Here is an 8761-nt window from a genome sequence, read left to right as displayed (position 1 = left end):
CGACGCTCAAGCCGCCTTGCTGGACACGAAAAATCACTGCGGCCTGATCGGCCAATCTAGATGAAAAGTGCTCTAGGACCTCACTATCTTCCAGTGGACCTATAATAGCCACTTCGCTCGGAAAAAAATAAGGATCGCGGAGATTCCCGGTGTTTACCGGAGAACGAACGGCGCCCTCATTCCTCAAGTGATCTTTTAACTTACTTGTGCAGCGGGGGCTGCTTCGCGGTGATTGGGAAACGCTTGCCGCGGATATCCACTTCCAGCTCACTCACGTCGGCCAGGGCGTCGACCAACGCACTGCCGATCGGGCAGCCGAGGACCGGTGATTGCGTGCCTGACACCACGACGCCGACCTGTTTGTCGCCGACGAAAACCGGCGTTTCCGCGCGCGCAATGCGGCGGTCGCTCATCGTATAAAAGACGACCTTGCGCTTGGGTCCATCCGCGCGCTCAGCCAGCAACGCCTCTTTGCCAATGAAATCGCCCGGCTTGTCGAGCTTCACCGTCCAGCCAACACCGCCTTCAGTCGGAGTGATTTCGTCACCCAGCTCATGGCCATAGAGCGGATAGCCCGCCTCCAGGCGTAGGCTGTCGCGCGCACCCAGTCCACAGAGCGCAAGCCCCATTGGTTGACCGACTTCAACGAGCGTGTCCGCCAATTGGCGTGCATGCCCATGGTGGCAGTAAATTTCAACGCCGCCTTCACCCGTGTAACCAGTGCCGCAAATCAGGCATGGAATGCTCGCCAACTCGGTCTCCACGACACGAAAACGCTTCACCTTCAGTTCTTTGCCGGCAGGAACGCCCGCTACGGCATTCAGGATTTCCATTGCCTTCGGCCCCTGCAATGCGAGCTGAGCATAGGTCGAGGAAACGTCTTCAAGCGTGCAATCAAAGTCGCCAATCTGCTGGGCGATCCAGTCCAAATCCTTCTGCGTGTTAGAGGCGTTGAGACAGAGCAGGAATTCATTTTCGCGCAGACGGTAGGCAATGAGGTCATCCACGACACCACCGCTCGGATGGCACATCGGCGAGTAGACGCCCATACCCACCGGCGTGCCAGCAATTTTGTTGGGCAGCAGGTAGTCAAGAAAAGCCTCGGCGCCCGCCCCAGTGACCAGAGCTTCCCCCATGTGGCTCACGTCGAAGAGGCCTGCGCGCTCACGAACCGCTAAGTGCTCATCGAGAATGCCTGTGTATTGGACGGGCATTTCCCAACCAGCGAACGGGACCATGCGCGCGCCGTGGTCGAGGTGGAAACCATAAAGCGGGGTGTGCTGTAAATCACTCATTGCGGCGGATTGTCTAACAATCTGGACTCAGGCCAAGAAAAAACCCGGCATGAAACCGGGTTTTCAAAAGTAATCTTGCGACGCCTTAGTTCGCGTAGAAATTCACAATCTGGTCGACGATGTATTTATGCTCGACTGGTCCGATCTGGCCGGACTCGCGACGCTGGTCAACTTCAGTAATGATGGTCGCCATTTCGCTGTAAGCATCGACTCCCTTGCTGTTGGGCAGCACATCGGGCACCATTTGCGCCTGAACGGGCTGAGGGCTCAGGTCGAAATAAAGTCCTGTGTCTTCCATGAGGCCAAAGCGAACCATGCCTTTGCCTTCTTCATTGCGAGTCGGCATGACCGTTTCCTTCTGAGGCTTGTAGCCGGACTTTTCGAGGACGAACTGGTGCGCTTTGAGACGACCAAGCTCGACGGTGCAAGGCGTTTTGCCTATGCTCTCCCCGTCTACAGTGACTTCAGCGCCAGTGGGAAATGAATATACAGTTACGGGCTGCTCAAAACCTTCTTCAAAAAGTTCGCATCCGGTGAAGGTAAGAGATGCGACTAAGGCCGAGGCAGCAACGAGAATTCTGGGTGTTTGCATATCGTAAAGAGTTGTCTGGTAGTCAGATCAAATGGTCAAAAAGTTGGTCGGTCAAGGGTGAAAGCTCAAATATGAGTCAAGAAAAGTCTTCACTCAAATATCACGTTGTCAGCAAGTTTTCCTATACATTAAGCAACAGAATCAGGCGCGGGTTATGCTTGCCTTTCCTCCTGATAGACTATGACATGCGGGATTACTTACATGGAAACAGAAGACATAGAGCCTTTACCTAGAACCGCGGGCTGCGAGCCCGCCCACCTGCGATGATCGCATTTTTCATTGCAGTAGTGTTCACGCTGGTCGTATCCGCGTTCTGTTCATTGCTGGAGGCCATGATCCTCAGCACCACCACGGCGGAAATCGAAGGGCTCAAGCAAAAGTCGCCCAAGCGAGGCGAATTACTTGAAAAGTTCAAGATGGACATCGAGGAGACCTCGTCCGCCATTTTAAGCCTGAACACCGTCGCCAACACACTCGGGGCTACCATCACCGGTGTGCTCGCCGTGCGCGTCTTTAAAGAAGAACCGCATTTGGCCAAATACGTGGTGCCCGCCGCCATGACGATCGGCATCCTGATCATTTCCGAGGTTATACCGAAAAATCTGGGCATCCTTTATCGCCCTAACCTCCTCCCCTACATGATCTACCCGCTCAAGTATGTGCGGATGACCATGATGCCCATTTCGTACGTTTGTAAACGACTGGTGCAATTCATTGCCGGCAAGCGCAACGTTGAGGAATCCGGCGAAGAGGAAATCATCCTACTCGCCGAAAAAAGCGCCAAGGAAGGCACGCTGACCGCCGACGAAAGCCTCATCATTTCCAATGCGCTGAGCTTGGACGATGTTAAAATCAGCGAAATCATGACGCCGCGCACCGTGGTCTCCGCGCTGGAGGCGTCTGAAGCCATTGGCGAAGTCTTTGCCCGATTGCCTAATATTCCCTTTGCTCGACTGCCGGTTTACGAGGAAAACATCGACAACATCATCGGCGTGGTCCGCCGTCGCGACCTCCTCAAGGCCAAAGCGGACGACCGTGACGCTGTCACGGTGAAGCGCCTCACGCAGCCAGTCATTTATGTGCCCGACACCGCCAACGCCGCGCACGCGCTCCAGCAATTCCTCAAAAACCACCAGCAACTGGCGGTGACCGTCGATGAGTTTGGCTCCGTCTCTGGCGTGGTGACGATGGAGGACGTGATGGAGCACATTCTCGGGCAGGAAATCTTTGAGAAGGACGACATCGCAGTCGACATGCGCGAATTGGCCCGACGCAAGCAAATCTCCGAGGCGCGACGCGAAGCGCGCAATGAAACCGTCGGCGACAGCGCTGCGACCACTCGCGAAGCCAGCTAGGCCCTTTGGGCGCCCTGCCCCCCCCCTCTGGGCCAATTAGCAACCACGCTAACCAGCGTCATTCGCCTTACTTCTATGCGTAAAAGCTGGTGGCATTCAGGTTGCTCGTTACGGGAATATTCCCATTATTGAGTTTATTCAAACTCATGGGACGCCCAACCAAACAACGTCAGCTCCAAGGCATGCCCTCTCCGAAGGTTTACCTGCCGGTCAATCCAACCGGACGCCAATTAAAGACCTTTGCTGAAGTATCCCTCCTCGACTTCGAAGTGATGCGCCTGGTCGACGGCCATGCCTTGAGTCTACGAGAAGCCGCCAGCAAGCTGGGGGTTTCCCACAGCACTGCGGGCCGCATGCTTGAGCGCGCACGGCGCTCCATCGCCCTTGGCATTGAGCGCAACCGCCCGCTATGCATTGACGCCGAAGAAACGGACGACTTCCAAATCAACCTCGAAGAAGACGCGGCTCCCAGCCAAGTCCCCGCTGAGCGCATCATTGCAATCGCCAGTGAGGACGGTGACGCCGAGGGCTCGGTCAGTTCAATATTCGGCCGCGCCCGATTTTTCGTTATTCAACATTCAACGACTGCCCAGACCTCGGTCCTGGAAAACGCAGGGGCCAACCTCCGGCGACAAGCAGCACAAGCCGCAATCCAATGCCTCAGGCAAGCAATGGTTACCGATATTGTTGCCGGACGCTTCGGCCCAGATGCAATCGAATTGCTAGCCAAAGCTGGCATCACTCCTCACATCGCCAAGGGAGTCGCCAACCAGGAAATCATTCAATTCATCAACATAAAATCCGCATGACGATCACTCAAAACATTCATCGCCTAGCCGTCCCCGTTGAAACCAACGATGGGCTTGATTCTAAAATTTGCCCCCACTTCGGCAAGGCTCCGTTCTTTGCCCTCGTGGACACCGACGGCAGCAACTTTGAGTGCCTAACGGCGGAATCCGCGCGTTTGACAGGCGAATGCGCTCCGATCCAGGGCCTGACTCAGCGCGGATGTCGCATACTCTTTGGCCAGAATATGGGCCGGGGAGCCCTCCTCCGCGCCCACGAAGCTGGTTTGCTGATTTTTCACGCCGCCGGTTGCCGCACTGTGGCGGAAATACTGAAAGTTCATCAAGACGGACTCAGCATTGATCTACCCGACAGCGCGCTCTGCGATCATCATGAGCACGGTCACCACCACGGGCATGACCACTGTGAGTGCGAGCACTGAGCACTGGGATCAACCAGTTCGATAACGCAGCCTGAGTGACATTCGCGCGAAATCGTTCACGTGGAATGAATTGGCATTTGACTAAATCTCTACTTGCGCATTGACGGCGGGCAAAACTTGAATTGAAATATAGGATTCTGCGTACGGAAACTGCTGTACCTGGTCAAAGACAATGCTAGTCGATATTCTCAAGTGTAAGATTCTGCGTGCCGAAGTCACCGAAGCCGAGGTAGACTACGAGGGCTCGCTGGCCATTGACGCCGAGCTGATGGAACGCATCGGCCTGCTCCCCTATGAGAAAATTCTCGTGGGCAACATCACCAATGGCGAGCGATTGGAAACGTATGCCATTGAGGCCCCCGCCGGGTCTCGCACATTTGCGCTCAATGGCGCGGCTGCCCACCGTGGCAAGCCGGGTGATCTGCTCGTTATCATGTGTTTCGCGCAGATGTCGCCTGAGGAAGCCAAAGGCTGGAAACCACGCGTGGTCGTCCTCGCCGATGGCAACCAGACCATCGTCAAAGAACGGGCTCCGGGCATTGAGGACGAGAACTTCGTAGTCTCGTCCCCAGCCTAAATCTGCAGTCTCGACGAGATCGGAACGTCGATATCGGTCTCATGTTTGGCGCAGGCTTCGATGGCGGCCTTGAGGCCAGTCACTTGGGTTTCCAACGCCATGCTGGGCAGGCCAACATTTTTATCGAGCGCCGCTGTTTCCGGCAATGATGGCAGGTGAACCCATCCTGCGCGAATCGGTAATTTATTTACTGCGATATGATGTAACACGCCGAACATCAGCAAGTTGCAACCAAAGGTGGCGGCGGTGTCTGAAATATCTGCGGGGACGCCTGCGTCGCGCATGGCGCGGGCCATCGCGCGGAGCGGAACCGTCGCCGGGTAGGCATATGGCGCACCTGGCACAACGGGTTCGTCCTGTGGCATATCGCCTTCTTCGTCGGTCAGGTTGTAGCGGGTGGCCTCAATGATGTTCTGGGCAATGCGCTCCACTGTGATCATCGTGCGCCCGTTGTATTCGCCCATGGAGAGGACAATGTCGGGCTTTTGCGCGTCGATGGCGTCCGTGACGCAGGGGATCATTTTCTTGAAGACGGAAGGCGCAATGACGCTGGAAACGATCGCACCGTCAAGTTGGGCGCCGTCGAGGGCTTTGGCGACTTCGCCTGCCGGGTTGGCGCAGCTGCCGGCCCAATCGCCGAAGCCGGTTAGGAGAACTTTTTTCATGACATAAAACGGTATAAATCAGGCGGTTACATGGATATTATTCATAGCGAGGCTTAAAAATGTCAATAGAGCATCCGTTTGCATTTTCCCCGTTGAAATCTGTCAACGGGTGTGCGTCTGTTAAGGAAACTTGAAGAACACCTTACAAGATCCTCTTCTCCGTAGAATCCGCCTGCACGCCAGCAAGCGGCTAACGTTTGACTTGGACACTGCCCCCGGCGAACGCCTAAAGCAGTTGAAGGAGTACATGCGCCTGGAGCAAGAGATGCTGCATCGCTACCACGAGAAGGGCGATGGCGGCCTTCGCGTGGCAATGGCGCGCACATTGATGATCGATGTGCTCATCGAGTATCTTTATAAGAACGCCTTGGCCATTTTTGAGTATAAGAAAGGCCCTGTGCCCTACCCCGTGGCCATGCTTGCGCTGGGTGGTTATGGCCGCGCCGAACTCTGCCCGCTGAGCGACATTGACATCATGTTCCTCTACCCCAAGCGCGCCCGGCCAGAGACGCTTAAGCCGCTGCAGGAGGTCATGACCGACGAAATCCTTTACCCACTGTGGGACCTCAATTTGAAAGTCGGTCACTCCAGCCGCACGGTCAAGGAAACCATCACCGAAGCCAAAGCCGACGTCCAGACACTCAACGCCCTGCTTGAAGCCCGGCTCATCTGCGGCGACGCCGAGCTCTACCGGGAGTTCGAGAAAACCTACCGCAAATATTACCAAAGGACCGACCACCGCGCCTACGCCAAAGACCGCCTCGCCGACCAAGCAGAGCGCCGGGAAAAATACGGCGGCAGCGTCTTCCTGCAAGAACCCGACATCAAGAACGGCGTCGGTGGTTTGCGCGATTACCAGAATATTTTATGGATGGCTGAGGTCCGCTTGGGCAATGGTTCACTCGATGCGCTGATGGAGAAAAAATTCCTCAGCCAAGCTGAGCGCGACCACCTGCACGAGGCGTATGACTTCCTCCTGCGCGTGCGCAATGAAGTCCACTTCAACAGCAAGCGCCCGAACGACACCCTGAGCCTTGAGGCGCAACCCGGCATTGCGTGGGCCTTGGGCTATAAACAGCACGACATCTTCCGCCGGGTGGAGGCGTTCATGCAGGACTACTATCGGCACGCCAATTACATTTACCAGACTTCGAAGCTGCTGGAGCAACGCCTAGCCTTCAGCAGTCTCGACTCCAACCGCGGCTACACGTTTCAGGCGGTCATCGACTCCCGACGCATGGACCGGCAAAAGGAGTTGGACGGCTTCCTCATCACGCCAGGAACGCTTTCCGCCGAGGATCAAAACGTCTTCAAGCGCGATAAAACACGGATCATCCGCGTCTTCCGTTACCTGCAACAATACGACCTCCAGCCCGACCTGGACCTGCGGGTGCTGATCAGCCAATCCCTGCACCTGATCGACGCCAAGCTTATGCACAATGAGTCCGCCAACCGCACTTTCCGCTCAATTTTGCAAACCCGCGGCAACGTCTACCCCATTCTCCTGCTCATGCATGAGACGGGGGTGCTCGGGCGCTTCTTGCCGGAATTTGGCGAAATCACCTGCCTGGTGCAGCATGAGTTTTACCACCGCTACACGGCCGACATCCACACCCTGAGCACAATTCGCAAGCTGGACGAAGTTTTCCGGGAAGAAGGAAATTATGGCCAAAAATATCATAAAGCTTTAGTCAAAACGGAAACACCCGCCCTGCTGTATCTCATCCTACTGGTGCACGATCTGGGCAAGTCAGATGGCGTCCAAGGCCACTGTATCAGCGGGGTCCGGGTCGCTGAGCCCATCCTGAAAAGATTGGGGTTAGACGAAAAAAGACGGAAAATAATTTTAACAATCGTCGAGAATCACCTCGAAATGGCACGATTCTGGCAAAGGCTCGATATAGATGACCCTCGGACTATCGCCTCATTTGCCAAGCTTGTTGGAGAAGAAGACATTCTCCGCTATCTTTTTGTGCATACCTATTGCGACGCTTCAGGCACGGCGAGCAGTCTATGGAATAGCTACAAAGACTCGCTGCATGAAAACCTTTTCCGCGCCACACTTGAATACATTCACCATGAGCCTGACGCCATGGCGAAACGCCGAAAGGAGCGTAAATCGATGATCTACCGCGAAATCATCGAACGCCGCCTGCCGGACATTGAAAAAGACCAGATTGACGCTCATTTCAATCTGCTGCCCGAACGTTATTTCATCCACAACGACGCCGATGACATCATTCTGCATGTGCGGATGGTCAATGAGTTGCTCGAAACCATTTCCGAGGCCGACAGCATCGGCTCCCTCGTGCCTGTGGTCGATTGGCGCAATGACGAAGACCAGGGCCTGACCGTGGTCAACATCGTCACCTGGGACCGCGCTGGGTTGTTCTATAAGCTGGCTGGCGCCCTAACCGTAGCCGGAGTCAACATTCTCAGCACCAAGGCGATTTCGCGGAACGACCACATTACAATCGATACATTTTACGTCGTGGCGCCAGACGGCGGCATGGTCCAGGACCCGAAGGCAGAGGAGAAATTCCGCAGCCACCTCGAAAGAGCGCTCCTGCACAATGTGGACTTGATGCCCGCCATCAAGGATCAGGCGGCCAAACTTTCCAGCAGTTTCGGATCGGAAAAGAACAACCGCCTGCGCGCGCCTATTCCCTCCAAAGTCGACGTTTATCACGAACTTTCGCTGAAGCGCACCATTGTGGAGGTACAGGCTAACGACCACCTTGGCCTGCTCTACCAACTCGCATACGCGATTTTCAAGCACGGCTACGACATCAGCTTTGCCCGCATTTCCACGGAACGCGGCGCTGCGCTGGACACCTTTTACATCGAGCCCACCCGCCCGTTGACGATCAGTAATGCGGACACCCTCGTCCCCCTCCGGGACGACATCGAGCGCATCATTTCACGGGACGAGTTTGAAGCGGCAGGTTAAATGCGTTCGAAAGTTTGAACGTGCGTCGTTCGTCAGTTTATTCAGTGAGCATTTGGTAGTTCACTTGGCTGGTCATTGCCGTTAAAAAATAAACTTTCG

The 8761-nt window shown here is 55.4% G+C and carries 8 protein-coding genes; 5 read left to right on the top strand and 3 right to left on the bottom strand.

The features are described from left to right. Positions 1–200: 200 nt before the first annotated feature. Both gcvT and RBB63_RS19210 read right to left on the bottom strand, forming a co-directional pair. Positions 201–1295 (bottom strand): glycine cleavage system aminomethyltransferase GcvT, encoded by a 1095-nt coding sequence (gene gcvT / locus RBB63_RS19215; RefSeq protein ID WP_309386716.1) that lies wholly within the window; start codon positions 1293–1295, stop codon positions 201–203. Between the two features lie 85 nt (positions 1296–1380). Beyond that, on the bottom strand, positions 1381–1887 hold the full coding sequence (locus RBB63_RS19210) for a PEGA domain-containing protein (RefSeq protein ID WP_309386715.1): 507 nt from the start codon (positions 1885–1887) through the stop codon (positions 1381–1383). Between the two features lie 263 nt (positions 1888–2150). On the opposite strand from RBB63_RS19210, the gene RBB63_RS19205 reads away from it, so the two are divergent. From RBB63_RS19205 to panD, 4 genes are all read left to right on the top strand, one after another. Further along, a complete protein-coding gene (locus RBB63_RS19205; RefSeq protein WP_309386714.1) occupies positions 2151–3242 on the top strand; it encodes a hemolysin family protein in 1092 nt (363 codons plus the stop codon). Positions 3243–3388: 146 nt separating this feature from the next. Next, complete coding sequence (locus RBB63_RS19200; protein ID WP_309386713.1) at positions 3389–4051, top strand: DUF134 domain-containing protein; 663 nt, start codon at positions 3389–3391, stop codon at positions 4049–4051. Further along, entirely contained in the window at positions 4048–4470 is a 423-nt protein-coding gene (locus tag RBB63_RS19195) for a NifB/NifX family molybdenum-iron cluster-binding protein (protein WP_309386712.1), read from the top strand. The genes RBB63_RS19200 and RBB63_RS19195 overlap by 4 nt, the downstream gene beginning before the upstream one ends. Before the next feature lie 172 nt (positions 4471–4642). Next, complete coding sequence (gene panD / locus RBB63_RS19190) at positions 4643–5047, top strand: aspartate 1-decarboxylase (protein WP_309386710.1); 405 nt, start codon at positions 4643–4645, stop codon at positions 5045–5047. Here panD and pcp read toward each other — a convergent pair. Beyond that, positions 5044–5712, bottom strand: a complete 669-nt coding sequence (gene pcp / locus RBB63_RS19185) for a pyroglutamyl-peptidase I (RefSeq protein ID WP_309386706.1) — start codon at positions 5710–5712, stop codon at positions 5044–5046. The genes panD and pcp overlap by 4 nt on opposite strands. Positions 5713–5842: 130 nt before the next feature. On the opposite strand from pcp, the gene glnD reads away from it, so the two are divergent. Continuing rightward, complete coding sequence (gene glnD / locus RBB63_RS19180) at positions 5843–8662, top strand: [protein-PII] uridylyltransferase (protein WP_309386705.1); 2820 nt, start codon at positions 5843–5845, stop codon at positions 8660–8662. Positions 8663–8761 lie beyond the last annotated feature (99 nt).

The sequence above is a fragment of the Cerasicoccus frondis genome (genome assembly GCA_031296915.1).
Classification (GTDB): Bacteria; Verrucomicrobiota; Verrucomicrobiia; order Opitutales; family Cerasicoccaceae; genus Cerasicoccus; species Cerasicoccus frondis.
The sequence above is the reverse complement of the archived record's forward strand: the minus strand, read 5'-3'. Positions and strand labels throughout refer to the sequence as shown.